The following is a 25,859-nucleotide window of genomic DNA, read 5'->3' as shown; positions in this document are numbered from 1 at the left end:
TCAGGGCGGTGGCAACTATACGTTAAACACCGGTAACTTCACCAATAGTACCGACACAAAAATGATATATCCAATTATCACTCGGGAAACATATACGTCACGGTTTACTATAAGTTTTTGTTACCTTTTTATGGCCATAGGTTATAAATTCAAATCTGTAATACTGACCGCTAAGCACGTAGAGCAGTTCATAATTCGTACTTTCCTTCAATAGTAAGGGAATACAAGTATCAGGATATCGCTTTACAATACCGTCCTCCATTGCCAGTGGCTTTTTATGATTGTTTTCTGATGAGCTTAATGAGTAATACTCCAGCGTATCCCCAGGAGAAGAAGTTATACATATACGGTTTTTATCTACAGTAGCATCACCTGCCTGATGAAAAGTCAGCCTATCGCCAGCACATCCCGTTAGAAATACAAGCAAAACGAATAAAGAAGGATATTTAATCATTTAATAAAACCTATTGATAATTTCTTGCATTAACCAACCGCATAATTCACAACTGCGTCGCAGCATAGTTCGTTAATACTTCCTTATCTTATCTATAAAAACAACTAGAAAACCAACTAGAAAACCAATAAATTCACACCATATAAAACACATAAAAACAGTCATATTAATTATGATTCATAATAAAAACATTATGGTTAGTTTATATTATCGAGAATTATAAGACATTGTTACATCATGTATACTTTGATCTATGGCACATTTATTAAAGCAGAGAGCGGAAACATCAAGAATCTATGGCAAGATATCTAAGGCATGGAATTATGCTCGTATTTAACATGGTTATACTTAAAGGGATATTGATATGGCTTGGGTTTATCAGCAAAGCACAGGGAAATTATCCAGAAATGGAAAATTGGTTAGTATTGGGTATGCGGGCGCGGATAAAGGAAAGAACAATCCAGAGCTTCAGAACGTGGCCAACGTTGGTCCCTTGCCGAGGGGAAAATACATCATCACCGGACGCCCATTTCATCATCCCACCACAGGAAAATATTCCATTCGCCTGCAACCGTGCCCATCAAATGAAATGTTCGGGCGAGCTGGCTTCTTGATTCATGGTGATAGCATTGCCCGACCAGGGACAGCATCTACCGGTTGCATTATAATGCCACTACGAACACGACAGGAAATATGGGCAAGCAACGACAGATACCTAGAGGTGATCCTATGAATAAGCTTTTACTGATCGCCGGGCTGATGTTCACCATCTCCGCCGGAGCAGCAGCTCCCGGCTGTACATCATGGCCGATGAACATGGCTGAAGTCTGGATGAAAAATGAAAAAATTGTTGATATCGCAGATATTGACGAGGCAAAAACAGAATCCAAACTGCTGGCTATCGAGAAACATGACAAAGGAGAATACACACAGATTTATCACTTTGTATTTCATGATAAAAATGGGAATAAGTACGAAGTAATCACGCAAAATGACGCATCGGCCGAGGAGTGCTCATTAAGCGACGTTAATGTTTTCTTGGTATCAAAAAGTACTGTTACTCACTGACAGAATTACCATATCAGTGATGTCAGTCTGACTCTTTACGTCAGGAAATATTGCCAGTTTTCAGGGATAAAACTCAGTGCATGCCACACTGACATGAGGATCGGTCTCACTTCTGGCACGACATGGTTACCAAGAAAAGTGACTAGGTTTGTTGTGAGCGAGGAGCGGACACGGCAGGTATCAGCACGAGCAGCAATACTCTTCACTTATCATATCGCCGCGGCGCCAAACCACACAATTTAAAACCTACTGTGTTTTAATACTGTTGGGTTTCATCAGTTAAAGGACAAGTTATGCTAATCATCTTCAGTGGATTGCCGGGAAGCGGAAAGAGCACTATCGCTCAAGCTTTGGCAAAGCAGTTAAGCGCATTTTACTTGCGAATCGACACGATTGAGCAAGCCATACTCAAAGCCGGAGAAGATAGCCGTGAAATGGGGCCTGCTGGTTATTTTGTCGCTTACTCACTCGCTAGGGAGAATCTGCTCTTAGGATCAACAGTAATCACTGACTCAGTGAACCCAATGGCGTTGACCCGTGATGCCTATCGAGAAATCGCTGTATCAGCAAGAACCCGTTTTTTAGAAATTGAGATTGTATGCTCCGATGAGATCGAACATCGTAAACGAGTAGAAACAAGAGTGTCAGAAGTAGAGGGGTTAACCCTGCCTGACTGGAAATATGTCACAGAGTTGACTTATGAACCCTGGAACAGAGAACACCTCATTTTAGACGCCTGCAGCTTATCCAGTAATGAATGTGTCTCGCGGATCACCGACGTTCTTTCCCAATGACTCGATCTTGAGAAACGCTCCAATGAGAGCTTAGCAATGCCCGCTTTTGGCACATAGCAGACTCCGCCATCCCCCCGAACAACTTTGGATATAGACTAGACTTTCCTTCAGCCAACCTTTGGTGAAACTACATCATTCAACCGAGAGCAATTCGTCAAACTTGTGATGTTGCGAGATACTGAACATGGCAATGCATTGCCCATATCTACAACACGAAAACGCACTTTGGTGCTGAACAAAGCAAAACACCGAAACGATAACTTAATGATTTTATGCAGAAATATGGTGCCGATAATAGGAGTCGAACCTACGACCTTCGCATTACGAATGCGCTGCTCTACCAACTGAGCTATATCGGCTTTGGGAGGTGGATCTGCGGGCAGATCGGCGTGCGTTGAACAACTTATGCAAAAGCTGGCGATGAGTCAATAGGCGGCTAATCGTTCGCTGAATATCTCATCAACCGTATACTTATTGTGGGCTAAATCCGTCGCGGGCGGCAGAAATAAACGGGGCGCAGCATGCTGCGCCCCGCCGACTTGGTTACCCGCTCGCTACGCGTCAGCCGCGCACCAGATCGTCGCCGTAGCCAATCCACTTATAGGTGGTCAGCGCGTCCAGCCCCATCGGGCCGCGGGCGTGTAATTTCTGCGTGCTGACCGCCACTTCCGCGCCCAGGCCGAACTGGCCGCCGTCGGTAAAGCGGGTGCTGGCGTTCACGTAAACCGCCGAGGAGTCCACCGCGCGGACAAAGTACTCGGCGTTGCTCAGCGAACGCGTCAGGATCGCGTCGGAATGGTTGGTGCCGTGGCTGCGGATATGGTCAATCGCCTGGTCGATATCGTCCACCAGCGTCACGTTCAGATCCAGCGACAGCCATTCGTCTTCGTAATCTTCCGCCTTCACCGCAGTTACCTGCGCCGGGCCGTCCTGCAGCAGCGGCATCGCGCTGTCGCTGGCGTGCAGCGTCACGCCGGCCGCCGCCATCCGGGCGCTGAGCGCCGGCAGGAAGCTGTCGGCAATGCTGCGGTTCACCAGCAGCGTCTCCACCGAGTTACAGGCGCTGGGGCGCTGAATTTTGGCGTTCTCAATCACCGTCAGCGCCTTGTCGTAATCCACATTGTCATCAACGTAGATATGGCACACGCCGATACCGCCGGTAATCACCGGAATGGTGGACTGCTCGCGGCACAGCTTGTGCAGGCCGGCGCCGCCGCGCGGGATCAGCATATCGACGTAGCGATCCATCCGCAGCAGTTCGTTCACCAGCGCCCGGTCCGGGCTGTCGATCGCCTGTACCGCCGCCGCCGGCAGGCCGCACTGCTCCAGCGCCTGCTGGATCACCTTAACCGTCGCCTGATTGGTATGATGCGTCTCTTTACCACCGCGCAGGATCACCGCATTGCCGGTTTTCAGGCACAGGCTGGCAACGTCGATGGTGACGTTGGGCCGCGCCTCATAAATCACGCCGATCACGCCCAGCGGCACGCGCCGACGCTCCAGCTTCAGCCCACTGTCCAGCAGGTTGCCGTCCAGCACCTGGCCGACCGGATCGTTCAGGCGGCACACCTGCCGCACGTCGTTGGCGATCGCCGTCAGACGCGCCGGCGTCAGCAACAGGCGGTCCAGCAGGGCTTCGCTCATCCCGCTGGCGCGCGCCTGCGCCATATCCTGTTGGTTAGCCTGTAAAATGATGTCGCTGTCGGCTTCCAGTCTGTCGGCCATCACCGACAACACCTGATTTTTTTTCGCCGTGCTGAGCACCGCCAGTTGCCAGGAGGCCTGCTTGGCGGCCTTCCCCATCTGCTCGAGCATGCTTACTCCTTAACTTACGATCATATCGTCGCGGTGCACGGCCACCGGGCCGTATTCATAACCGAGAATGTCACTGATTTGCTGTGAATGGTGCCCGGCGATCATGCGCATGGCGTCGCTGTTGTAGCGGCTGACGCCGTGGGCCAGATCGCGCCCCGCCAGGTTGCGGATGCGGATCACTTCGCCACGGGAAAAGTCGCCCTTCACCTCGCGGATGCCCTTCGGCAGCAGCGAGCTGCCACGCGCCATAATGGCATCGACGGCGCCGTCATCCACGGTGATCTCGCCGGCCGGCGGTGCGCCGAAGATCCAGCGTTTACGGTTCTCCAGCGGGGCTTCCAGCGCGTGGAAGCGGGTGCCCACCGGATGGCCGTCAATCACGTCGGCCACCACGCCCGGCTTGCCGCCGGCGGCGATCACCACGTCGATGCCCGCCCGGCAGGCTACGTCTGCCGCCTGCAGCTTGGTGCCCATTCCGCCGGTGCCAAGGCCGGAAACGCTGTCGCCGGCAATCGCCCGCAGCGCATCATCAATGCCGTGCACTTCGCGAATCAGCTCCGCCTGAGGGTTGTTGCGCGGGTCGGCGGTGAACAGGCCCGGCTGGTCGGTCAGCAGCAGCAGTTTGTCCGCGCCGGCCAGGATCGCCGCCAGCGCCGACAGGTTGTCGTTGTCGCCGACTTTGATCTCTGCGGTGGCAACCGCGTCGTTCTCATTGATCACCGGCACGATGCGGTTATCCAGCAGCGCATTCATGGTATCGCGCGCGTTGAGGAAACGTTCGCGGTCTTCCAGATCGGCGCGCGTCAGCAGCATCTGCCCGACGTGGATGCCGTAGATCGAAAACAGCTGTTCCCACAGTTGGATCAGGCGGCTCTGCCCTACCGCCGCCAGCAGCTGTTTAGAGGCGATGGTGGCGGGCAGTTCAGGGTAGCCCAGGTGCTCACGCCCGGCGGCAATCGCCCCGGAAGTGACAATAACAATGCGGTGACCCGCAGCATGTTGCTGTGCGCACTGGCGCACCAGCTCGACAATATGGGCTCGGTTCAGACGCAGCGATCCGCCGGTCAACACGCTGGTGCCCAATTTCACAACCAATGTCTGGCTGCCGTTCATAATTATTCGCCGTTGAAAAAGAAGAAATGCAGAGGACTTTGTAACAGGAGAGACGCGTTATGCCAACAGGCACAACGCGAATTCAGTGCAATTGCCGGGGAAACAGCCTAAGCAGAAAGTTTGATCGGCTGCTCGTTAAAATCGTCGGCAGGTTCCAGCGACAGTTCCATCCCGTTCAGCAGCTCCGCCAAACGCTGATGGAAATCCCGCAGCGTGGTTTCCAGCTTGTCTTTTACTTCAGCATCTTTAATCTTTTCCGGCTGCCATACGCCTTCTTTATTAAACAGCCCGAACTGATAAGTATAGGTAAAACGTGCATCATCCGCCTGCAGCTCAATCCACCAACCCCAGAACTCTCGCTTCTCCGGCGCGGGTTTCACGTTGACGCATACGGCCAGACAGTCAAAGAAAAACCGGTCGTTCTCACATTGCCCTTCACGCAGGTACGGCCCCAAGCTGGCAAATCGTTTCATTAGTCGGCTTTTAGGGTGACCACTCGGTAACGTCATACTGCAACCTCCTTAATGTAGACCCCTCTTTTTAACAAACTGTTAAAAATTAGCAACTCTTTAACGCATTTTGTCATTCAGCCAGCTACTCATCTGCTGCAGCGCCTTGTGGAAGCTGCGGTAAACCGGCGCGCGTGGAATCGCCAGCAGTTTGCCGTCCAGCGACGAGGAGGCAATCAGCTGCGACTCCGCTTTTGCACTGAGCGGGTCCTGCTCCCAATAGCCGGACAGCATCGGCGTGTAGCAGCGACGGCCGAGCAGGCCCTGCATTTTCAGTGAGTAGCGGTTCAGTTCCATTTTCAGCACATTATCGGAAGCGTCGGCCATGCCCATCCGGCTGGCCAGCACGTCCATATACATGTCCGGCACCTGCTGCTGGTTGCGGGCATCGCACAAAATACCGTGCACCACCGGGCCCAGGCAGGCTACGCCGCGCAGGCGCTGCGGTTCCAGATACGCCAGCCGCACCGCCACGTTGGCGCCAAAGCGGAAGCCGAAGGCGGTCACCCGCTGATGGTCGACCCAAGGCACGCCGGGCAGCTGGTTCAGCACCTGCTGGTGCAGGAAGCTGGAATCCTGCGTCAGTTTCCATTTGGAGGAGGCGCCGATTGACGGCATATCGATGGTCAGCATCGCAATGCCCAGCGGGGCCAGATAATCGTTAAACAGGCGGTGGTAGTCGGTCTGCAGCGTATCGAGGCTGCCGCACATCAGCACCGTCGGGAACGGCGCCTTGCCCTGCTCCGGCATATGCAGGAAGCCGGTAATCGGGCTGCCGCCTTCAATCTTGAACTCCAGCTCCTTCAGCTGATAAGGGAGCAGCAGCGCCGCCTCTTCATAGGCGCGGTTGGCCAGCACTTCGGCCTGCTCCGCCAGCTCGTCGCCCTTCAGGTGCGGATAGCCGGCGATGCTGTAAAAGTTGGCGGCACGCAGCCAGTGCCTGCCCGCCTGCAGCGGGTCCTGCTGTTCCAGCGCGCGCTGCTGCCACTGCATGCCCTGATGCACCCACTCGTAAATCCAGTTGCCGTTACGGTAGCCCACCACGGTATCGAGCAGGCGCTCGTCGCTGTGTTCCGCCGCGGAGGCCGCAATGCGTGACAGCACCTCGACAATCTCCACCGCGTCCACGCCGCGCCACGACCACAACAGGCGGTTCAGCATGCGGTACCAGTTATTGGCGGTGTCGCCTTCCAGCGGCGAGTGCATGCTGGCAGAGCGGGCGTGCGGCGCACGCTGAATCAGCGTCGACGTCTCGCGGTGCTTGAATGAGGGCTTGAATAAAATCTCAGAAAGGTTGGCTTGTGCCATGGTAACAACAGCCTCCGTAAATCTGGCGCAGGCGAAAAACGGCCTGATGATTGCCTGTAGTGTACCTAACTCCGGCGGCGGAAACCAAACTATCTCATTGTTAAATATGCGTTAATTTTACGCATCAATGCGGCGAAAGCGCCCGCTAGCGCACTGATAACTAATCCGTTTATCGCTAATAGCGGCGGAAAAAAGCGCCGGACGGCAGGGGAAAAAACGGCGGGAATTTACAAAAATAAAGCGGCAGGAGGCCTGAAAATGCCAACGCCCGGCATCACCGGGCGTTTCAACAGCGTGACGCTTAGCGGCCGCCGATCGGTGGGACGAAGCTGACGCCCATATCCCAAGGCTGTTCGATCCAGGTATCCTGCGGGATGTCGACCACGTAGTCGTCCACCAGCGGGCGACCGGCCGGCTTGGCGAAAATGGTGACGAAGTGGGCTTTCGGGTACATGTCGCGGATGGCTTTCGCGGTGCCGCCGGTATCCACCAGATCGTCAACTACGATGAAACCTTCGCCGTCACCTTCAGCGCGCTTGAGGATTTTCATCTCACGCTGGTTGTCGTGGTCATAGCTGGAAATGCAGACGGTATCGACGTGGCGAATCCCCAGTTCACGCGCCAGCAGCGCTGCCGGCACCAGGCCGCCGCGGCTTACCGCGATAATACCGGTCCATTTTTCGGCAGGCAGCAGGCGATGCGCCAGTTTGCGCGCTTGCATTTGCAACATATCCCAGGTAACAACGTATTTTTCGCTCATAAAAGGTGTCCCAGCCAGTGTAAAATCGGCTTACTAAATGTTCAGGGGAAAAAAGGTTGCGCGAGATTATAGAGATTGGGCGCGCTGAATACCAGTTGAACCGAGGAATTGATCGCGAATTCGTTACCGCCCGCCTCTGGCGATTCATGCTGAAAAAGCCGGCAACTTCCTATAAAACCGCGCCCTTTTACCGATTATGCAGCGTGATACGGCACGCGCAACGGCGCAAATAAAATGATATTCTCTGACTATCGTGCCGACGCGGCACATAGCTAGCCACGCTAACGGCAGCCGCCCCGGCCACGCGTTTATCTCCGCCGGGCATTGCCCTTAACTTAACCGCACGGCCTCCGCCGTCTGAGCCGGAAGCGCCGTCAACAGGAGACTCAACGTGTCTGAATTGTCTCAACTTTCACCACAGCCGCTGTGGAACATTTTCGCCAAAATCTGCTCGATTCCGCACCCTTCTTATCATGAAGAAGCGCTGGCGCAGCATATCCTCGACTGGGCCAAAGAGAAAAACCTGCACGCCGAGCGCGACCAGGTCGGCAATATTCTGCTGCGCAAGCCTGCTACCCAAGGCATGGAAAACCGTAAGCCGGTCGCGCTGCAGGCGCACCTGGATATGGTGCCGCAAAAGAACAACGACACCGTGCACGACTTCGCCAAAGATCCGATCCAGCCGTATATCGACGGTGAATGGGTCAAAGCGCGCGGCACCACGCTGGGCGCGGACAACGGCATCGGCATGGCTTCCGCGCTGGCGGTGCTGGCGGATGACAGCGTTGAGCACGGCCCGCTGGAAGTGCTGCTGACCATGACCGAAGAAGCCGGCATGGACGGCGCGTTCGGTCTGCAGCCGAACTGGCTGCAGGCGGATATCCTGATCAACACCGATTCGGAAGAAGAAGGCGAGATCTACATGGGCTGCGCCGGCGGGATTGATTTTATCACCACCCTGCCGCTGCAGCGTGAAGCGCTGCCGGCCGGTTATCAGACGCTGAAACTGACCATCAAGGGCCTGAAAGGCGGCCACTCCGGCGCGGATATCCACCTGGGTCTCGGCAACGCCAACAAGCTGCTGGCCCGCTTCCTGTTCGCTCACGCCTCGCAGCTCGGCCTGCGCCTGCTGGAGCTGAACGGCGGCACGCTGCGCAACGCTATCCCGCGTGAAGCCTTCGCCACCGTGGCGGTCGCCGCGGACCAGGTTGAAGCGCTGAAAGCGCTGAGCCAGGAGTTCCTGGCAACGCTGCAGAACGAACTGGCGGCAAAAGAGAAAAACATCACCGTGCTGCTGGAGCCAAGCGACAGCGCGCAGCAGGCGCTGACCGCCGACAGCCAGCAGCGCTTCCTGGCACTGCTGAACGGCACGCCAAACGGCGTAATCCGCATGAGCGACGCGGTGCAGGGCGTGGTGGAAACCTCGCTGAACCTCGGCGTGATCACCACCAGCGACAGCGAAGCAGAAATCATCTGCCTGATCCGCTCGCTGATCGACAGCGGCAAAGACTACGTGGTCGACATGCTGACCGCGCTGGGCCAACTGGCGGGCGCCAAAGTGGCGCCGAAAGGCGGCTACCCGGGCTGGCAGCCGGACGCCGATTCAGCGGTGATGCATCTGGTGCGCGAACTGTATCAGCGCCTGTTTAACAAGACGCCGAACATCATGGTGATCCACGCCGGTCTGGAGTGCGGGCTGTTCAAGAAGCCGTATCCGGATATGGATATGGTCTCTATCGGGCCGACCATCACCGGGCCGCACTCGCCGGATGAACAGGTGCAGATCGAAAGCGTCGGCCTGTACTGGCAGCTGCTGACCGAACTGCTGAAAGCCATCCCGGAGCGCGACTAAGCACGCATCAGGGCCGGGTTCATCCGGCCCTTAACCGTCCCACGGCAGCAGCAGCTGCCGTTCTATCTGCGGATCCAGTAAGGTGACGTGCAACCCCACCAGCCGGACGCCGCGCCCTTCACGCCGCTCACGCCACACCTGCTGCGCTACCGCCAGCAAGTCCTCCCGGTTCAGCACCGGCCAGACGTGCTCCTGCGTGGTCAGCTGGAAATCCTGAAACTTCAGTTTCACCCCCTGACGGGCAATATGCAGGTCGGGTTTTACTTTGCGCAGACGCGCTTCCAGCTCGGGGTAGAGTTTGTCGACAATCAGCGTCTCGCACTGCGACCAGTCGTGAATATCCTCTGCCAGCGTGCGTTCCACGCCGACCGATTTACGCAGCCGCTCCGACGAGACCTGACGTTCGTCAATCCCCTGACTGCGCTCCCACAGCACCCGGCCGAACTTGCCAAAGCGCTTTAACAGCGCGGCCAGATCGTAACGCTGCACGTCGGCGCAGGTGTGCAGCCCCAATTCTTCCAGCCGCTTGGCGGTCACCTTACCCACGCCGGGAATTTTGCCAAGCGGCAACTGCTGCAGAAAAGGCGCCACCTGCGCCGGCGGGATCACATACTGTCCGTTAGGTTTATTCAGATCGGAGGCGATCTTGGCAAGAAACTTGATCGGCGCCACGCCGGCCGAGGCGGTGAGCTGCAGTTCATCAAAAATGGCCTGCCGGATTGCTTCCGCCATCAGCGTGGCCGAGCCGTTGCATTGCGGGCTGTCGGTCACGTCCAGATAGGCTTCATCCAGCGACAGCGGTTCAATCAGCGAGGTATAGCGCGCAAAGATCTGGCGAATATGCTGCGAGGCCTCTTTATAGGCCGTCATGCGCCCCGGCAGCAGCGTCAGCTGCGGGCACAGCTTCAGCGCCATCGCGGTCGACATCGCGCTGCGCACGCCGTAGCGACGCGCCGGATAGTTGGCGGTGCTGATCACGCCACGCCGTTCGGCACTGCCCCCGATCGCCAGCGGAATATCCCGCAGGCTGGGATTGTCGCGCATTTCCACTGCGGCAAAGAAGCAATCCATATCGACATGAATGATTTTACGCATCGCGCCCTCCGGTAATACTGTATAAGTATACAGCAAAATTATCGGTACTCAATACGGGGCCTGGGCAATATCTGAATACAGGCGGCGGGGAGTAAAAAAAGCGTCATTTTTCAGCCGTATGATAACGCCAGGTCAAATTCAGGAAGGTTATTATGTTGCCACTACGCGCTCTGCCCGCGCTGCTGCTACTGCTGTGCACCCCGCTGTTGAACGCCGTTGCCGCGCCGCAGCCGGCGATTATCGCCCACCGCGGCGGCACCGCCGACGCGCCGGAAAATACCCTGCCGGCCATCCGCAGCGCCTTGGACAACGGCGCCGATGCCGTGTGGATCACGCTGCAGCAGGCCAAAGACGGCGTCATCGTGCTGTATCGCCCCGCCGATCTGCAAGCACTCACTAACGCCCGCGGCCCGGTCTCCGCCTACAGCGCCGAACAGCTGGCGCAGACGGATGCCGGCTGGGCCTACGCCCGCAGCGGCGACCACCCGTACCGCGCGCAGGGCATCGGCATTCCCCGACTGGCAACGGTGCTGCAAACTTTTCCGCACGCCACCTTCTATCTAGACATCAAGTCGCCGGACGCCGATCCGGCCCGCTTCGCCCGCGCGCTGCTGACGACGCTGGAAACGCAGCACGCGCTGACGCGCACCCGGGTCTATTCCACCGATGCCCGTTACCTGCAAGCGCTGCCGCCGCAGATTGCGCGCTTTGTCAGCCGCGATGAAACCCGCAGCCTGCTGGCTAACGTCACCATGGCGCACCGCTGCCAGCTGCAGCCGCACGGTAATGCGCCCCGCTGGTACGGGCTGGAACTGACGCGCGAAGTCGAGGTGGTGGAAAAATACACGCTGGGCGAAGGACGCTCCAAGGCACAGCTCAGTTGGGACGATGAATCGATGGCCTGTTTCCGCTCGCAAGGGCCGGCGCGGATTGTCCTATTCGGCGTCAACTCGCCGCAGGCTTACCGGCAGGCGCAGATATTAGGCGCAGACGCGGTAATGGTGGATTCGCCCAAACAGGCGCAACGGTGGCGGGAGAAAAATCAGGGCGCGGTCAGCCGCGCCCCGGAATGATATCAACGACTATAAAATACGGTGCTTTTCCAACTGTTCCCGGCGCTGCGCCTCTTTCGCCAGGCGCTTTTTACGCGCATCGCAGGGTTCCGGGCAGTCGCAGACTTTCTCCATCCCCAGCGCGGTGATGCCGCCACAGCTGCCCTGCAGGCTTTTGCGTTTAAACACATAGCCCAGCGACATGCCGCCGATAATCAGCAGAAATAACACGAAGGTGGCAACAAATACCGTCAGCATAGCGGCCTCACAGGATTTTCTTCATATACGGTTCAAAGGCTGCGGAATAGCGCTCTTCAAAACCGTCGTCGGTTTTCACGATCATATAGACCGGGATCCCGAGCAGGTTGGCCAGCGCCATGCCGCGTTCCGGCCCCATCACGTCCAGCCCGGTCGACAGGCCGTCGGCGGTCATACAGGTCGGGCTGATGACGGTAATCGACGCCAGGCGGTGCTCAACCGGCCGGCCGCTGCGCGGATCGATGGTATGCGAATAGCGCACGCCGTCCTGCTCGAAGTAGTTGCGATAGTCGCCCGAAGTGGCGATCGCCATATTGCCGGGCTGAATCACCAGCTGTGCGCGCTGTTGCGCGTCGTCGCTGGGCCGCTCGATGGCAATCCGCCACGGCTGCTCCTTGCCGTTCAGACCACGGGTGCGTACTTCGCCGCCGATATCCACCATGTAGTTTCGCACCTGCCGGGATTGCAGGTAGTTCACCACCACGTCGACGCCGTACCCCTTGGCGATCGACGACAGGTCAACATACAGTTCCGGGATATGCTTCACCAGCGCATTGCCCTGCACCGCCAGCTTGTCGATGCCGGTCCAGGCGCGGCGCTGCGCCAGTTCTGCGGCCTCCGGCACCTGGGTTCTGCGCCCTTCCGGGCCAAAGCCCCACAGGTTGACCAGCGGCCCGACGGTGACGTCCAGCGCGCCGTCGGTCACGCGGTTAATACGCAGCGCCTCGCTGACCACCTGCGCCGTCGCGGCGGACACCGGGAACGGCGTATCGACCGCGCGGCTGCGGTTAAAGCGGCTTAGCTCTGAATCCGGCCGGTAGGTCGACATCTGGTCATTTACCAACTCCAGACGTTTGTCGATCTCCGTCTGTATCTCGCTGGCCGACGGCGTATCGTCGCCGGGCAGATAGCGGATCGAATAGGAGGTCCCCATGGTTTTACCCTCGAGGCTCACCTGCGCCGGCCCGCATCCGCTTAATAACAAGGTGGCGCCAAGCGCCACCAGTGTTAGCCAGCCTTTCATTGCTGACGCGCGCATTTAGCCACCAAAGTCATCAAGCATGATGTTTTCATCTTCAACGCCCAAATCCTTCAGCATCTTGATCACCGCGGCGTTCATCATCGGCGGCCCGCACATGTAGAACTCGCAGTCTTCCGGCGCCGGATGGTTCTTCAGGTAGTTCTCCAGCAACACGTTGTGGATAAAGCCGGTGTAGCCGGTCCAGTTATCCTCAGGCTGCGGATCCGACAGCGCCACGTGCCAGGTGAAGTTTTCGTTCTCTTCCTGCAGATGATTGAAGTCATCTTCATAGAACATTTCACGCAGCGAGCGGGCGCCGTACCAGAAGGTAATCTTGCGCTTCGAGTGCAGGCGTTTCAACTGGTCGAAAATATGCGAACGCATCGGCGCCATACCCGCGCCGCCGCCGATAAAGATCATCTCGGCGTCGGTCTCTTTGGCGAAGAACTCGCCGAACGGCCCGGAGATCGTCACCTTATCGCCCGGCTTCAGCGACCAGATATAAGACGACATGATGCCCGGCGGCACATCCGGATTGTTCGGCGGCGGCGTGGCGATACGCACGTTCAGCATGATAATGCCTTTTTCATCCGGGTAGTTCGCCATGGAATACGCACGCACCGTGGTGTCGTCAACCTTGGAGCGGTAGCGGAACAGGTTAAACTTGTCCCAGTCGCCGCGGTACTCTTCCGGCACGTCAAAATCGGCATAGCCGATATCGTGCGCCGGCGCTTCAATCTGAATAAAACCGCCCGCACGGAAAGGCACGTCTTCGCCGTCCGGGATCTTCAGCTTCAGCTCTTTGATAAAGGTCGCTTTGTTGTCATTGGAAATGACTTCGCATTCCCATTTCTTCACGCCGAAGATCTCCTCCGGCAGCTCGATTTTCAGATTCTGCTTCACGTTGACCTGGCAGGCCAGGCGGCAGCCCTCTTTCGCTTCGCGCTTGGTGATATGCGACAGTTCGGTCGGCAGGATATCGCCGCCGCCTTCTTTGATCACTACCCGGCACTGGCCGCAGGAGCCGCCGCCGCCGCAGGCCGAGGAGACGAAAATCCCCTGACCGGACAGCATATTGAGCAGCTTGTCCCCCGCCGGCGCGTGGAAGCTTTTATCCTTGTCGCCGTTGACTTCAACGGCCACGTCGCCCGTGTTCACCAGTTTAGATTTGGCAAACAGGATCAGTAGCGCCAGCACCATGACGATGCAGGTGAACATCGCTACGCCTAAAATAATTTCCATAAATTTTCCGCCTTTATCTCTGGGTTATTACAACTGAACCCCGGAGAAGGACATAAAGCCCAACGCCATCAGCCCGGTGGTAATAAAGGTGATGCCCAGACCGCGTAACCCTGCCGGCACATCGGCATACTTCAGTTTCTCGCGGATCCCCGCCATCGCGACAATCGCCAACATCCAGCCGGTGCCGGAGCCGAAGCCGTACACCACAGATTCCGCGAAGTTGTAGTCACGCTGCACCATGAAGGACACGCCGCCGAAGATGGCGCAGTTCACGGTAATCAGCGGCAGGAAGATGCCGAGGGCGTTGTACAGCGACGGGAAGAAGCGATCGAGGATCATCTCCAGAACCTGTACCAGCGCCGCAATCACCCCGATAAAGGTGATGAAGTTGAGGAAGCTCAGATCCACACCGTCCATCAGCGCGCCGTCGCGCAGAATCAGGTTGTAGACCAGGTTGTTCGCCGGCACCGCAATGCCCAGCACGATGGTGACGGCAATCCCCAGACCAAAGGCGGTAGAGACCTTCTTCGACACCGCGAGGAAGGTACACATGCCGAGGAAGAACGCCAGCGCCATGTTTTCAACGAAAACGGCGCGGACAAACAGACTGATATAATGTTCCATCGCCGATTACTCCTTTTCAACCTGCGCAGGCTTCAGCGTGCGCAGCGCCCAAATCAGCAGGCCGATAATAAAGAATGCGCTCGGCGCCAGCAGGAACAGGCCGTTCGGCATGTACCAACCGCCGTTCTGCAGCGTTTCCAACACCGACACGCCGAACAGCTTGCCGGAACCGATCAGCTCGCGCAGGAAACCGACCAGGATCAGAATCACGCCGTAGCCCAGCCCGTTGCCGATGCCGTCCATAAAGCTTTCGATCGGCGGCGACTTCATCGCATAGGCTTCGGCGCGTCCCATCACAATACAGTTGGTGATGATCAGGCCGACGAATACCGACAGCTGTTTGGAGATTTCAAACGCGTAGGCGCGCAGCACCTGGTCAACCACGATCACCAGCGAGGCGATAATCGCCATCTGCACGATAATGCGCACGCTGTTGGGAATGTGGTGACGGATCAGTGAAATAAAGAAGCTGGAGAACGCCGTCACCAGCGTGACCGCGATAGTCATCACCACCGCCGTTTCCAGCTTGGTGGTCACCGCCAGCGCGGAACAGACGCCCAGCACCTGCAGGGCAATCGGGTTGTTGTCAAACAGCGGCCCCAGCAGGACCCGTTTAATCTCTTTGGAATCAGCCATTTTTCAGCGCTCCTTCACGAACTTTTTTCAGGAACGGGCCAAAACCATGTTCGCCCAACCAGAAATCAAAAGTGTGCTGTACGCCGTTGGAGGTCAGGGTCGCGCCGGACAGGGCGTCCACGCCATGAATATCCCCTGCGGGCGCGCCGCCTTTCACCACGCGGATGGCCGGCTTGCCGCTGTCGTCAAACAGCTTCTTGCCCACCCACTGCTGGCGCCAGGACGCATTTTCCACCTCACCGCCCAGCCCCGGGGTTTCCCCCTGGTCGTAGTAGGTGATGCCTTTGACCGTGTCGCCATCGCCGTCGACGGCGACAAAGGCGTACATCATCGACCACAGGCCGGTGCCGTATACCGGCAGCACGATTTTGCTGACCGCGCCGGCGTCGTCGCGCACCAGGTAAATTTCAGCCTGGTTGCTGCGACGCTTGATGCCCGCCGGATCCTGCGCCGCCGGCAAGGCGATGCTCTTGGCGTTATCGCGCAGCGCTGCGGCCTGATCGAACGATGTCGCATCGCCCTGCACGAAATCGCCGCTGTTCAGATCCACCAGCCGCGCCTCAATGCGTTTGTCGAAGATTTGCTTCACCTGCTCGCCGGGCATCGCCGGCTGCAGCAGCCCCGCCACGTCCAGGATATTGCGCTGCTTATCCAGCAGCTTTTGCTCCTGCTGTTTGGACTTCAGGCCGACGGCGGAGCCCGCCACCACCACTGAACACACCAGACACAGCAACAGTACTACCAGCAGCGTTTTACCGATGCTGTCATTTTTTGCTTCACTCGCCACGGGCTTTTCTCCGCTTGATGTTAGCCTGCACCACCAGATAATCGAACAGCGGCGCGAACAGGTTGGCGAACAGAATCGCCAGCATCATCCCTTCCGGATAGGCCGGGTTGACCACGCGAATCAACACGCACATCACGCCGATCAGGATGCCGTACCACCACTTCCCTTTGTTGGTGAAGGCGGCGGAAACCGGGTCGGTCGCCATAAAGATCATGCCGAAGGCGAAACCGCCCAGCACCATGTGCCAGTACCACGGCATGGCGAACATCGGGTTGGTGTCGGAGCCAATTGCGTTAAACAGATAGGCGGTGGCGATCATGCCGAGCATCACACCGGCGACGATGCGCCAGGAAGCGATGCGGGCAAACAGGATAATCGCGCCGCCGATCAGGATCATCAGCGTGGAGACTTCACCGACAGAGCCGGGAATGTTGCCGAGGAAGGCGTCCATCCAGGTGATGGAGTGGCCGGTCGCCACGTTGCTCAGGCCCTGCGCGCCGCCGGCGCTCCACTGGGCCAGCGGGGTTGCGCCGGAGAAGCCGTCCGCCGAGGTCCACACCAGATCGCCGGAAATCTGCGCCGGGTAGGCGAAGAACAGGAACGCGCGCCCTGCCAGCGCCGGGTTGAGGAAGTTGCGCCCGGTGCCGCCGAAGATCTCTTTGGCAATCACCACGCCGAAGGTAATCCCCAGCGCCGCCTGCCACAGCGGCAGCGTCGGCGGTACGATCAGCGCAAACAGAATCGAGGTGACGAAGAAACCTTCGTTAATCTCATGCTTGCGGATGATGGAGAACAACACTTCCCAAAAGCCGCCGACGATAAACACCACGGCGTAAATCGGCACAAAGTAGGTTGCCCCCAGCACCATTTTACTGACCCAGCCGGCGTCCGGCGCCAGCGAGGCGCCCAGCCACTGCGCCAGCACGTAGTGCCAGTCGCCCGCCAGCACCTGTTGCAGCTGATCGCCGCTGTACATCTGGTGCAGCGCGGGGATCGCCTGCTGCCCCACGTTGTACATGCCCCAGAACATCGCCGGGAATACCGCCATCCACACCAGGATCATCATGCGCTTCAGGTCGATGGCGTCACGCACGTGCGAAGCGCCGTGCGTCACCGTGCCCGGCGTGTAGAAGACCGTAGTGGTGGCTTCATATAACGGGTACCACTTTTCCAGCTTGCCGCCCGGCGTGAAGTGATGCTCGATTTTCTCAAAATAGTTCTTCAGGCCCATGGGTTATCCTTCCAGCTCAATCTTGGTCAGCACGTCGCGCAGCACCGGAGCGTATTCATACTTACCCGGGCAGACAAAGGTGCACAACGCCAGATCCTCTTCATCCAGCTCCAGGCAGCCCAGAGACTGCGCGCTGTCGGTATCGCCCGCCAGCAGATCGCGCAGCAGCAGCGTCGGCAGAATATCCAGCGGCATCACCCGCTCGTAGTTGCCGATCGGCACCATGGAACGTTCGCCGCCGTTGGTGCTGGTGGAGAAGGCGAACAGTTTGTTCTTCAGGAAGTGCCCCAGCGTGGTACGGGTGATAGTGAACTTGTTCGACGAAGGCAGCACCCAGCCGAGCAGCTCTTTTTCACGCCCTTCTTCCAGCACGGACACCTGACTGTGGAAGCGGCCGAGGTAGGCCTTCGGGCCGACGGCGTGCGTGCCGCTCAGCACTGAGCCGGTGATCACACGGTTTTCGCCGTCTTTCAGGCGGCCCGCGGTCAGCTCATCCAGGCTGGCGCCCAGACGGGTGCGCAGCAGCGCCGGCTGTTCAACCTGCGGCCCGGCCAGGGCAACCACGCGACGCGTGTCGAGTTTGCCGGTGGTGAACAGCGTGCCGATGGCGATCACATCCTGATAGCCGATATGCCACACGGTTTTCTTGATGCTTACCGGCTCGATAAAGTGAATGTGAGTGCCTACCAACCCTGCTGGGTGCGGGCCGGCGAACTCGTTGTAGGTGATTTGCGCGTTATCGGCGCCGGACAGTTTGCCGCCGGCCGCCTGGCAGACGTGCACCTTGCCGTCGGTCAGACGCGTCAGCACCGTCAGGCCGGCGTTAAACGCCGCCAGCTGCTCGGCGATGATCACCTGCGGATCGGCGGCCAGCGGCTGGGTGTCGATAGCGGTGACGAAAATGGCGCGCGGCGTGCTGCCCGGACGCGGCGTTTTACTGAAAGGACGGGTGCGCAGCGCGGTCCACAGGCCGCTGCTCAGCAGCTCGCCTTCTACCATGCCGCGTTCCAGCTGCGCCAGATCGGCCGGTGAGTAATGGGCGAACGTTTCCTGCTGCGCGTCGTCGTCAACGGCAATCACCACCGATTGCAGGACGCGACGCTCGCCGCGGTTGATGGCGACGATTTTGCCGCCGGCCGGCGCGGTGAATAAGACCCCGGGGTTCTTTTTATCTTCGAACAGCGCCTGACCAAGCTTAACGCTGTCGCCCTCCTGCACCAGCATGGAGGGACGCATACCGATATACTCCTCCCCCAGCAGTGCCACGTGCTTGAGATGCGGGCCGTCCTGAATCGCCTGAGTCGGTGCTCCGGCTATCGGCAGGTCTAACCCTTTTCTGATTTTAATCATAGGATTTATACGATGTTTTTATGGTTTCACATGTCGTCGTGGCCAGGGCCAGTACGGACAATGCCAGGATGATGAGACGCCACACGTCGCCTCCGGGTTGAATACTCCAACGCCGTATTCAACATGAATTCTCGCGTATTGACGCTATGAGTAGAGAACAGCACTTCCATTGTTATTGACGCCCCCTTCCCTCACCCACAATTCAACCGGCGCAACGCTGCTTCGCCACTGGCGAAACGGCCGCTGAACGCGAACGGTTTGTTTGCTTGCCAATACCCGACCTGCTGGCCACAGCCCAGCGGTATCAAGCCGAAGATGGTAACATTTTTCGCAACATTTTTCTCCATTCGTCAGTGACCTGAGTCAAGCAAACGGAATTAAGTTGTTGCTTATTTCCTGCATGAATCGTTAAAAATTGGCAGTTAATTCACTTTTATCGAGCTTTGTAGTTTTTTTATACATATCCTATATTGCTAAATATAAACACGCTGGTAATCTGGCGTGGCGTAAATGCAACAAAAAGTCAGTGGCACGCGGACGGTTAATCACCGTCGGCACATAAATATTTATCCTGAATAATTCAAGTCACACCAGGACGGCGACCGGGCATCGGTTCCGCAACAGGCCATGGCCTGCGGCGGGAAGCGCGGCACTATGGCCGGCACGGGTATGGCGCGGGATTATGACGGGGTATAGCAGGAATAATTTAATGAGCAGAATCGCGCTGTTATTTGCGATGCTGGTTTCTATGCCGATGATCACCGCCTGCAGCGCCAGCGAGCAGGTGCCTGAAACACCGGTTGTTAAACAGCAATTAATGGGTTCGCCCGTCTATATCCAGATATTTAAAGAAGAGCGGACGTTAGAACTTTACGCCAAGATGGGCAATGAGTTCCGTCTGGTGAATAGTTTTCCGATCTGTAACTATTCCGGCGGACTGGGGCCGAAACGCGTCCAGGGCGACTTTAAGAGTCCCGAGGGCTTTTATAGCGTCGACGTGCGCCATCTGAAACCCGACAGCCGCTATTATCGGGCGATTAATATCGGCTTCCCGAATGCGTACGACCGCGCGCAGGGCTATTCCGGCGCCTACCTGATGATCCACGGCGAATGTAAATCCATCGGCTGCTACGCCATGACCAACGGTTATATGGATGAGATCTACCGCTATGTGGCGGCGGCGTTCAACAACGGCCAGCGTCTGGTGGATATCAGCATCTACCCGTTCCGCATGACCGAACAGAACATGATACGCCACCGCTCCTCGGTGTACGCCAGCTTCTGGCGTCAGCTGAAGCCGGGCTATGACTACTTTGTCAAAAACCACCAGCCGCCGACCATGCAGGTCGCCAACGGCCAGTATGTGCTGGGCAAACCGCTGATGAACGGCGGGCAGTCGAATACGCTGTTCGCCTCGACAACGCAGCCGGCAACCACCTCCGGCGCGCAGTCAGGCAACCCGTTCAGCCCGTCACAGCAGCCGCTCACCGTAGTGAAATAAGGCAAACTCGCCTGGCTCAATCTTGTGCCAGGTTTCATTGCCGGTCAGCGGCTGGGTGGCAATCACCGTGACCACGTCGTTTGGCGTGGTCTGCCGCTGAAAATCAATCTCCACGTCCTGATCGAGCAGCGTCGCCTTGCCAAACGGCGCGCGGCGCGTGATCCAGTACAGGTTGGTCGAGCAGAAGGCCATCACGTACTGGCCGTCCGACAGCAGCATATTGAACACGCCTTTACGCCGCAGCTGCTGCGCCAGCAGCGCGATATAGCGGAACACCGCCGGCCAGCGGCCCGGCGTACGCGGGTATTTCAGCGACAGCTGGTGCAGCAGCCAGCAGAATGCATATTCGCTGTCGGTCTGGCCGACCGGGCGGAAGGTGCCGGTTTCCAGGTTACGGTAGCCTTTCAGCTGGCCGTTGTGCGCGTAAGTCCAGTTGCGTCCCCACAGCTCGCGGGTAAACGGATGGGTATTTTCCAGCGCCACCTCGCCGCGGTTGGCCTGGCGGATATGCGAAATTACCGCGCAGGACTTGATTGGGTAGTCCTGCACCAGACGGGCGATCGGCGAATTGAAACTGGGCTGCGGATCTTTAAACGTGCGGCAGCCGTTGCCTTCATAGAAGGTGATGCCCCAACCGTCTTTATGCGGACCGGTGCGGCCGCCGCGCTGCACCAGGCCGGTAAAACTGAAACAGATATCGGTCGGCACATTCGCGCTCATCCCGAGCAGTTCACACATCGAAAACCACTCCTTCATAGTGGGCGCCCTGCGCCCCTACATCATGAAGACGGGGACGCGCGGCCCCCGTCGGCCTTAAGCCTTAACCATCTCTTTTTCGATCAGCTGAATCAAGATATGAATCGCTTTGATATGGATTTCCTGAATGCGGTCAGCGTAGCCGAAGTGCGGCACGCGGATTTCCACATCGGCGGAACCGGCCATTTTACCGCCGTCTTTGCCGGTCAGGGTGATCACCTTCATCCCTTGGGCGCGCGCTGCTTCAATCGCCTTGATGATGTTGCCGGAGTTGCCGGAGGTAGAGATGCCCAGCAGCACGTCGCCTTCGCGACCCACGGCTTCCACATAGCGGGAGAACACATAGTCATAACCGAAGTCGTTGCTGACGCAGGACAGGTGGCTCACGTCGGAAATGGCAATCGCCGGGTAGCCCGGACGGTTCTCGCGGTAGCGGCCGGTCAGCTCTTCGGCAAAATGCATCGCGTCGCAGTGCGAACCGCCGTTGCCGCAGGAGATCACCTTGCCGCCGGCTTTAAAGGAATCGGCCAGCAATACGGCGGCGCGCTGAATGGCGTCGATGTTGGCGTCATCGCTGATAAATTTCGCCAGCGTATCCGCCGCTTCATTCAGTTCACTGCGAATCAGGTCGTGGTACATGAGATAGCCTCTTTTTATCGTCAATCTTCCGCCTTGCAGTGTAACGGATCGGGGAAAAACCGAGAAGCACTGCGCGCGAAACTACGCATCGGTTGAGGAGCGCCTGCGTTTTTTGACCTTTGGTGCTGTCAGTTTGTGACCTGAGTTGTAATTAAAGTGTAAATGCATTGATAAAAACAATCGCCTGAACTAAAACCAATCTATACACCAAACAGGTCAGACCTCTTACGACTTAGGAGCTGTAATCATGATGGTTCTTAGTATTGTTGTGCTACTGGCGCTTATCAGCGTGCTGTTCTACCACCGGGTAAATCTGACCCTCAGCAGCCTGCTGCTGTTGGCCTATACCGCCGTCATGGGCGTTATCGGCCTGTGGAGTTTCTGGATGCTGCTGCCGCTGGCCGTGATCCTGCTGCCGCTGAACGTGACGTCACTGCGTCGCGGCTGGCTGTCCGCACCGGCGTTAAAAGCGTTCCGTAAAGTGATGCCGCCGATGTCCACCACCGAGAAAGAGGCGATCGACGCCGGTACCACCTGGTGGGAAGGCGATCTGTTCCGCGGCGCGCCGGACTGGAACAAGCTGCATAACTATCCGCAGCCGCAGCTGAGCGCCGAAGAGCAGGCGTTCCTCGACGGCCCGGTGGAAGAAGCCTGCCGTATGGCCAACGACTTCCAGATCACTCATGAGCTGGCCGATCTGCCGCCGGAGCTGTGGGCATACCTGAAAGAGCACCGCTTCTTTGCCATGATCATCAAGAAAGAGTTCGGCGGGCTGGAGTTCTCACCTTACGCCCAGGCGCGCGTGCTGCAGAAACTGGCGGGTGTGTCCGGCATTCTGGCGATCACCGTCGGCGTACCGAACTCCCTCGGCCCGGGCGAGCTGCTGCAGCATTACGGCACCGAAGAGCAAAAAAACCGTTATCTGCCGGGCCTGGCGCGCGGCGAAGAGATCCCGTGCTTCGCGCTGACCAGCCCTGAGGCCGGTTCGGATGCCGGCGCCATTCCGGACGTCGGCACCGTGTGCATGGGCGAGTGGCAAGGCGAACAGGTTCTGGGCATGCGCCTGACCTGGAACAAGCGCTATATCACGCTGGCGCCGGTGGCTACCGTGCTCGGCCTGGCGTTTAAACTGTACGACCCGAATCACCTGCTGAGCGACGACGAAGCGCCGGGCATCACCTGCGCGCTGATCCCGACCAGCACGCCGGGCGTGGAGATCGGCAACCGCCACTTCCCGCTGAACATTCCGTTCCAGAACGGCCCGACGCGCGGCACCGACGTCTTCGTCCCGATCGACTACATTATCGGCGGGCCGAAAATGGCCGGTCAGGGCTGGCGCATGCTGGTTGAGTGTCTGTCGGTCGGTCGCGGCATCACGCTGCCTTCCAACTCCACCGGCAGCGTGAAATCGCTGGCGCTGGGCATCGGCGCCTACGCTCATATCCGCCGTCAGTTCAAAATCGCCATCGGCAAGATGGAAGGGATCGAAGAACCGCTGGCGCGCATCGCCGGCAACACCTATGTGATGGATGCCGCCGCCTCGCTGATTACCTATGCGCTGGTGCAGGGCGAAAAACCGGCGGTGCTGTCAGCGATCGTCAAATACCACTGTACCCACCGCGGTCAGCAGTCAACGATTGACGCCATGGATATCGCCGGCGGTAAGGGCATTATGCTGGGCGAATCCAACTTCCTGGCCCGCGCCTATCAGGGCGCGCCGATCGCCATCACCGTGGAAGGGGCCAATATCCTGACCCGTACCATGATGATCTTCGGTCAGGGGGCGATCCGCTGCCATCCTTACGTCCTGCAGGAAATGGCGGCGGCGCAGAACAACGATCTGGCCGATTTCGACCGGGCGCTGTTCGGCCACCTCGGCCACGTGGGCAGCAACAAAGTACGCAGCTTCTGGCTCGGCCTGACCAACGGCCGCACCAGCGCCTCGCCGACCAAAGACGCCACCCGCCGCTACTATCAGCAGCTGAACCGCCTGAGCGCCAACCTGGCGCTGCTGTCGGACGTCTCCATGGGCGTACTGGGCGGCGATCTGAAGCGTCGCGAACGCATTTCCGCACGCCTGGGGGATATTCTCAGCCAGATGTATCTGGCCTCCGCCACGCTGAAACGTTTTGAAGATGAAGGACGTCAGAAGGACGATCTGCCGCTGGTGCACTGGGGCGTGCAGGACTGTCTGCATCAGGCCGAGCAGGCGCTGGACGATCTGCTGCGCAACTTCCCGAACCGCTTTATCGCCGGGGCGCTGCGGCTGGTGATCCTGCCGTTCGGCCGCGTGCATCAGGCGCCGTCCGATCGTCTGGATCACCAGTTGGCGAAGATCCTGCAGCAACCGTCCGCCACCCGCAGCCGTCTGGGACGCGGGCAGTACCTGGCCGCCAGCGAGCACAACCCGATAGGCCTGCTGGAAGAGGCGCTGGTGGATGTGATCGCCGCCGAGCCGATTCATGCCCGCCTGTGTAAAGAGGCCGGTAAAAACCTGCCGTTCACCCGGCTGGATCGTCTGGCGCAGCGCGCACTGGAAGAAGGCAAGATCAGCGATGAGGAAGCGCGCATCCTGACCAAGGCCGAAGAGAGCCGTCTGCGTTCGATCAACGTGGATGACTTCGCACCGGAGGCGCTGGCGGCGCAGCAGCCGGAAAAGCCGCAGCCGCAGGAGAAACGCCGTCCGCATACTGAAGCGGCGTAAACACACGCGGTAATCATTAAGGGGCGATCTTCGCCCCTTTTTTGATCGCCGCAACCCGCCGCGATTTAACTGTGCTGGCGAATACGCGCCAGCAGCTCATCGACATTGGCCATCTGCGGCTCATTAACGATCAGCGCCCGTCCCAGGCTCAGCGCGTTACGCTGGCATTCGGCACGCATATCAGCATCCTCAATCGCATCCAGATCGGCGACGTGCGCCAGGCCGATGGTGCGGCGAATCAGTTCGGTACCGCAATAGCCCACCGCATCCTGCCATACCTGCTGCAGGAAGCGCTCCGCATAGCCGGACGTCGCCAGCGCGGCATCTTCCGTCTTTTGCTGACACAGCGCCAGGAAGCGGTCGGCGAAAATCAGCCACAGCTCGCGCACGTCCTGCAGCCGCTGTTCGCGGCCGGCGGCGGCGTCGCGCGGGCCAAGCAGCCCCGGCAACCCGCAGTAGTTCAGCAGCAGGTTGCCCAGCGCGGTACCCACGTCGAAGCCGATCGGCCCGTAGAAGCCGAATTCGGCATCAATCGCCTTCAGCCGCCCTTCGGCAACAAATATCGAGCCGCTGTGAATATCGCCGTGCAATAACGCTTCGGCTTTGCTGAGAAAACGGTGCTTCAGCCCGGCGACCGCCAGCTTCAGCGCCGCGTCGTGGCGCAGCTCGCGTACCTGCGGCAGCAGCGCTTCGTCAAACTGATTGCGTTCGTGGTCGCAGTAAGGATCGCTGAAAAACAGATCTTCGGTAATCTGGCACAGCTCGGGGTTGGTAAAGCGGCTGACCTGCGCCTTTTTCTGCTGCGCATTTTGGTAAAAATCAGAGGTATGAAACAGCGTCTGCGCCAGATACTCCGCCAGCTGGCCGACCGCCAACGGATAGTAATGCCCGGCGATCAGCGCGTTGCGCCAGATTTGGTGGTCGGAGAGATCTTCCTGCACCATCACCGCCAGCTCCGCGTCATGATGCAGTACGCGCACGGTATGGCGCGGGCAGAACTCGCCATGGGTCAGCAGCGTTTGGGCCTCAATGCGCGCCCGGTCGAGCGTCAGCGGCCAGGACTCACCGACGCAGCGTACGTACGGCAGCGCCTGCTTGACGATCGCCCGGCTGACGCCTTCCCGGTCGCGGATTTTAAACACCAGGTTCAGGTTGCCGTCGCCGATCTCCTCGGCGCTGACCAGCGTGTGCGGATCGGCCAGTTGTCCGAACTGGCGGGCGTATTCAACGGCATCGGCTGCCGTAAAGGTACGGTAAAGCGACATCTCAACCCCTCTGGTATCACTGACA

25 protein-coding genes and 1 tRNA gene are annotated in these 25,859 nt (G+C 58.3%); 7 read left to right on the top strand and 19 right to left on the bottom strand.

Annotation, left to right across the window (positions count from 1 at the left end; all coding sequences use genetic code 11):
• Nucleotides 1–97 precede the first annotated feature (97 nt).
• The gene (locus TAN611_RS04815) at nucleotides 98–454 is read right to left on the bottom strand and encodes a putative T6SS immunity periplasmic lipoprotein (RefSeq protein ID WP_203067343.1); all 357 of its coding nucleotides are present in this window, start codon (nucleotides 452–454) and stop codon (nucleotides 98–100) included.
• A gap of 364 nt (nucleotides 455–818) precedes the next feature.
• On the opposite strand from TAN611_RS04815, the gene TAN611_RS04810 reads away from it, so the two are divergent.
• The 3 genes from TAN611_RS04810 (at nucleotide 819) to TAN611_RS04800 (ending at nucleotide 2,316) form a co-directional block, all read left to right on the top strand.
• On the top strand, nucleotides 819–1,187 hold the full coding sequence (locus TAN611_RS04810; protein WP_111737662.1) for a tlde1 domain-containing protein: 369 nt from the start codon (nucleotides 819–821) through the stop codon (nucleotides 1,185–1,187).
• Nucleotides 1,184–1,522 (top strand): hypothetical protein, encoded by a 339-nt coding sequence (locus TAN611_RS04805; RefSeq protein WP_203067342.1) that lies wholly within the window; start codon nucleotides 1,184–1,186, stop codon nucleotides 1,520–1,522. Before TAN611_RS04810 ends, TAN611_RS04805 begins: the two co-directional genes overlap by 4 nt.
• A 293-nt stretch (nucleotides 1,523–1,815) precedes the next feature.
• Nucleotides 1,816–2,316: an AAA family ATPase gene (locus TAN611_RS04800; RefSeq protein ID WP_203067341.1), complete on the top strand. Its 501-nt coding sequence runs from the start codon at nucleotides 1,816–1,818 to the stop codon at nucleotides 2,314–2,316.
• A 283-nt stretch (nucleotides 2,317–2,599) separates the two neighbouring features.
• On the opposite strand, the gene TAN611_RS04795 is transcribed toward TAN611_RS04800, so the two are convergent.
• From TAN611_RS04795 to gpt, 6 genes are all read right to left on the bottom strand, one after another.
• A tRNA-Thr gene (locus TAN611_RS04795) sits at nucleotides 2,600–2,675 on the bottom strand.
• A 202-nt stretch (nucleotides 2,676–2,877) separates the two neighbouring features.
• A complete protein-coding gene (gene proA / locus TAN611_RS04790; RefSeq protein WP_203067340.1) occupies nucleotides 2,878–4,131 on the bottom strand; it encodes a glutamate-5-semialdehyde dehydrogenase in 1,254 nt (417 codons plus the stop codon).
• A 9-nt stretch (nucleotides 4,132–4,140) separates the two neighbouring features.
• Entirely contained in the window at nucleotides 4,141–5,244 is a 1,104-nt protein-coding gene (gene proB / locus TAN611_RS04785) for a glutamate 5-kinase (RefSeq protein ID WP_105229937.1), read from the bottom strand.
• 107 nt (nucleotides 5,245–5,351) lie between these two features.
• The gene (gene crl / locus TAN611_RS04780; RefSeq protein WP_105229936.1) at nucleotides 5,352–5,753 is read right to left on the bottom strand and encodes a sigma factor-binding protein Crl; all 402 of its coding nucleotides are present in this window, start codon (nucleotides 5,751–5,753) and stop codon (nucleotides 5,352–5,354) included.
• Between the two features lie 60 nt (nucleotides 5,754–5,813).
• A complete protein-coding gene (gene frsA / locus TAN611_RS04775) occupies nucleotides 5,814–7,061 on the bottom strand; it encodes an esterase FrsA (protein WP_105229935.1) in 1,248 nt (415 codons plus the stop codon).
• 301 nt (nucleotides 7,062–7,362) lie between these two features.
• Nucleotides 7,363–7,821: a xanthine phosphoribosyltransferase gene (gene gpt / locus TAN611_RS04770; RefSeq protein WP_105229934.1), complete on the bottom strand. Its 459-nt coding sequence runs from the start codon at nucleotides 7,819–7,821 to the stop codon at nucleotides 7,363–7,365.
• Between the two features lie 391 nt (nucleotides 7,822–8,212).
• On the opposite strand from gpt, the gene pepD reads away from it, so the two are divergent.
• Nucleotides 8,213–9,673, top strand: a complete 1,461-nt coding sequence (gene pepD / locus TAN611_RS04765; RefSeq protein WP_203067339.1) for a beta-Ala-His dipeptidase — start codon at nucleotides 8,213–8,215, stop codon at nucleotides 9,671–9,673.
• A 30-nt stretch (nucleotides 9,674–9,703) separates the two neighbouring features.
• Here pepD and dinB read toward each other — a convergent pair whose 3' ends face one another.
• Nucleotides 9,704–10,768 (bottom strand): DNA polymerase IV, encoded by a 1,065-nt coding sequence (gene dinB / locus TAN611_RS04760; RefSeq protein ID WP_203067338.1) that lies wholly within the window; start codon nucleotides 10,766–10,768, stop codon nucleotides 9,704–9,706.
• Nucleotides 10,769–10,938: 170 nt separating this feature from the next.
• On the opposite strand from dinB, the gene TAN611_RS04755 reads away from it, so the two are divergent.
• Complete coding sequence (locus TAN611_RS04755; protein ID WP_370576258.1) at nucleotides 10,939–11,841, top strand: glycerophosphodiester phosphodiesterase family protein; 903 nt, start codon at nucleotides 10,939–10,941, stop codon at nucleotides 11,839–11,841.
• Nucleotides 11,842–11,850: 9 nt separating this feature from the next.
• Here the strand turns inward: TAN611_RS04755 and nqrM are convergent, their stop codons facing one another.
• From nqrM to TAN611_RS04715, 8 genes are read right to left on the bottom strand one after another with little or no spacing between them, the layout of a single operon-like run.
• Nucleotides 11,851–12,078, bottom strand: coding sequence for a (Na+)-NQR maturation NqrM (gene nqrM / locus TAN611_RS04750; protein ID WP_105229930.1), 228 nt, complete (start codon nucleotides 12,076–12,078; stop codon nucleotides 11,851–11,853).
• A 7-nt stretch (nucleotides 12,079–12,085) separates the two neighbouring features.
• On the bottom strand, nucleotides 12,086–13,117 hold the full coding sequence (locus tag TAN611_RS04745) for an FAD:protein FMN transferase (protein WP_105229929.1): 1,032 nt from the start codon (nucleotides 13,115–13,117) through the stop codon (nucleotides 12,086–12,088).
• The gene (nqrF, locus tag TAN611_RS04740) at nucleotides 13,118–14,341 is read right to left on the bottom strand and encodes an NADH:ubiquinone reductase (Na(+)-transporting) subunit F (protein ID WP_105229928.1); all 1,224 of its coding nucleotides are present in this window, start codon (nucleotides 14,339–14,341) and stop codon (nucleotides 13,118–13,120) included.
• A gap of 27 nt (nucleotides 14,342–14,368) precedes the next feature.
• A complete protein-coding gene (nqrE, locus tag TAN611_RS04735) occupies nucleotides 14,369–14,965 on the bottom strand; it encodes an NADH:ubiquinone reductase (Na(+)-transporting) subunit E (protein WP_105229927.1) in 597 nt (198 codons plus the stop codon).
• 6 nt (nucleotides 14,966–14,971) lie between these two features.
• The gene (locus TAN611_RS04730; protein WP_105229926.1) at nucleotides 14,972–15,601 is read right to left on the bottom strand and encodes an NADH:ubiquinone reductase (Na(+)-transporting) subunit D; all 630 of its coding nucleotides are present in this window, start codon (nucleotides 15,599–15,601) and stop codon (nucleotides 14,972–14,974) included.
• The gene (locus TAN611_RS04725; protein ID WP_105229925.1) at nucleotides 15,594–16,388 is read right to left on the bottom strand and encodes a Na(+)-translocating NADH-quinone reductase subunit C; all 795 of its coding nucleotides are present in this window, start codon (nucleotides 16,386–16,388) and stop codon (nucleotides 15,594–15,596) included. Before TAN611_RS04725 ends, TAN611_RS04730 begins: the two co-directional genes overlap by 8 nt.
• Complete coding sequence (locus TAN611_RS04720) at nucleotides 16,378–17,619, bottom strand: NADH:ubiquinone reductase (Na(+)-transporting) subunit B (protein ID WP_105229924.1); 1,242 nt, start codon at nucleotides 17,617–17,619, stop codon at nucleotides 16,378–16,380. The genes TAN611_RS04725 and TAN611_RS04720 overlap by 11 nt, the downstream gene beginning before the upstream one ends.
• A 3-nt stretch (nucleotides 17,620–17,622) precedes the next feature.
• The gene (locus TAN611_RS04715; protein WP_111737668.1) at nucleotides 17,623–18,969 is read right to left on the bottom strand and encodes a Na(+)-translocating NADH-quinone reductase subunit A; all 1,347 of its coding nucleotides are present in this window, start codon (nucleotides 18,967–18,969) and stop codon (nucleotides 17,623–17,625) included.
• Between the two features lie 709 nt (nucleotides 18,970–19,678).
• On the opposite strand from TAN611_RS04715, the gene dpaA reads away from it, so the two are divergent.
• A complete protein-coding gene (dpaA, locus tag TAN611_RS04710) occupies nucleotides 19,679–20,470 on the top strand; it encodes a peptidoglycan meso-diaminopimelic acid protein amidase (protein WP_105229922.1) in 792 nt (263 codons plus the stop codon).
• On the opposite strand, the gene TAN611_RS04705 is transcribed toward dpaA, so the two are convergent.
• Both TAN611_RS04705 and lpcA read right to left on the bottom strand, forming a co-directional pair.
• On the bottom strand, nucleotides 20,441–21,208 hold the full coding sequence (locus tag TAN611_RS04705) for a class II glutamine amidotransferase (protein ID WP_203067751.1): 768 nt from the start codon (nucleotides 21,206–21,208) through the stop codon (nucleotides 20,441–20,443). The genes dpaA and TAN611_RS04705 overlap by 30 nt on opposite strands.
• Before the next feature lie 75 nt (nucleotides 21,209–21,283).
• The gene (gene lpcA, locus TAN611_RS04700; RefSeq protein WP_054306523.1) at nucleotides 21,284–21,865 is read right to left on the bottom strand and encodes a D-sedoheptulose 7-phosphate isomerase; all 582 of its coding nucleotides are present in this window, start codon (nucleotides 21,863–21,865) and stop codon (nucleotides 21,284–21,286) included.
• 247 nt (nucleotides 21,866–22,112) lie between these two features.
• Here lpcA and fadE point away from each other — a divergent pair, with 247 nt between their 5' ends.
• Entirely contained in the window at nucleotides 22,113–24,569 is a 2,457-nt protein-coding gene (fadE, locus tag TAN611_RS04695; protein ID WP_105229920.1) for an acyl-CoA dehydrogenase FadE, read from the top strand.
• Nucleotides 24,570–24,634: 65 nt separating this feature from the next.
• Here fadE and mtnK read toward each other — a convergent pair whose 3' ends face one another.
• On the bottom strand, nucleotides 24,635–25,834 hold the full coding sequence (gene mtnK / locus TAN611_RS04690; protein ID WP_105229919.1) for an S-methyl-5-thioribose kinase: 1,200 nt from the start codon (nucleotides 25,832–25,834) through the stop codon (nucleotides 24,635–24,637).
• Nucleotides 25,835–25,859: the final 25 nt, after the last annotated feature.

Origin of the sequence: Serratia sp. Tan611, from assembly GCF_905188235.1 — a bacterium.
In the GTDB taxonomy this organism is placed as follows: domain Bacteria; phylum Pseudomonadota; class Gammaproteobacteria; order Enterobacterales; family Enterobacteriaceae; genus Serratia_B; species Serratia_B rhizosphaerae.
Note: the sequence above shows the minus strand (reverse complement) of the source record. Positions and strands in the feature narration are given on the sequence as shown.